Source organism: Acetonema longum DSM 6540 (assembly GCF_000219125.1).
Taxonomy (GTDB): domain Bacteria; phylum Bacillota; class Negativicutes; order Sporomusales; family Acetonemataceae; genus Acetonema; species Acetonema longum.
Genome location: NZ_AFGF01000095.1, coordinates 1 through 1,253, shown reverse-complemented (window position 1 = coordinate 1,253; position 1,253 = coordinate 1). Strand labels below are relative to the sequence as shown.

The following is a 1,253-nucleotide window of genomic DNA, read 5'->3' as shown; positions in this document are numbered from 1 at the left end:
CCCTTGCCAATCGAGTCCTGGGAAGTGAAGCGGAATTTGCTAATTCGATAGAAGCCAAAGAAATAGTGGATAAAATGACTACATCTATTGAAGTGGCGGAATTAGAAGACCAGCTGAAGAAATTCCCGGAATATGACTCGAAGTATTCGCTAGAAGTCAATATTTACACCATTCTTTACAATAACGGTGGTAAGGAACAACTGCAGGGTGCATTGATGCTGGGCGGTATGATGACAGGTTCTATGGCGGTCACTATAGCAACAGCAGTAGGAGATAATGCCTTGGATGGCAAGGAACTTATTACTCCGGATATCTTGCTTGCTGCTTTGGTTAGTAGTAAGCTGAAGGTTAGAGGTGCTGTTAAGGGGCCGAGTGCTACGACTCAGATTGTGCATCTTGATACCAATGCATTAGTTAGGGCCTTAGATCGTGGAGAAGTTGCAGCAATAGACGCAGCATTGGCTGGCAGGACACCTGTAGTCTCAATAACTGCAGCCAAAGAATACCTGGCAAAAGGGGATGTTGAGGTATTGCGCCAGTTCCTTTCCGAACGCGGTGGGAGAATTGGCAGTGCAACAACCCAAGCAGAAATAGACAACTTAATTCAACAAGCAAATGCCCTGGGACGAGTACTCAAAGCGTCTGATGCATCGGTAGCTGGATCAGCGATAAAAGAAGGGGCAACATTAATAACAAATGATGCCAGACTTGCACGATTTTTGCGGGCGGTAGGATTTAAAGTGGAGGGGCACTAAAAATGGGAGCATATAACACTTTGAAAGTGTGTAGGCAATGCGATAAATGTCAAAGAGATATTCAACTAATAATTCAATTTAAGTACGGAGATACTTGGCAGTATGAGTATGAAATTGGAGATAACTTGAAGTGGGGTGGACATGATATTGGTATAAAAGGAGCTAAAAAAGTAATACTTGATGGTGTTGCGAAGGAATGCCCATTTTGCAAAGCAGAACTTGATTATATAATTCATTTAGAAAACGATAAGATTATATCTATCGAACTGAATAAGGGACAATATGATTTTCGTAACAGCAACGGTTATTATTTGATAATCGAGAAATAAGTTGGCACCGGTCGAGTAGAGGCCAACCTCACGGCGGCCCCCCTCCCGGAACTTATCCCGAAAAATGGATTATCCCGATATTTGTCAAGCAATTGTCTTCTAACGGCATTTGCCCAACAAACTATCGGGATAATATTTTATTGCAAATGCCTTAAAATTGAGATTATAG

Annotated in this window: 2 protein-coding genes; both read left to right on the top strand. The window is 42.1% G+C overall.

The features are described 5' to 3' along the window. Positions 1 to 755, top strand: a 755-nt coding sequence (locus ALO_RS22450) for a type II toxin-antitoxin system VapC family toxin (RefSeq protein WP_004095649.1), incomplete at its 5' end; no start/stop codon positions are given. A gap of 2 nt (positions 756 to 757) precedes the next feature. After that, entirely contained in the window at positions 758 to 1,084 is a 327-nt protein-coding gene (locus tag ALO_RS10845; RefSeq protein WP_004095648.1) for a hypothetical protein, read from the top strand. Positions 1,085 to 1,253 lie beyond the last annotated feature (169 nt).

Excerpts from the sequence above, each read along its gene's own strand:
- ALO_RS10845 (WP_004095648.1), top strand. The coding sequence starts at position 758 with ATGGGAGCATATAACACTTTGAAAGTGTGTAGGCAATGCGATAAATGT.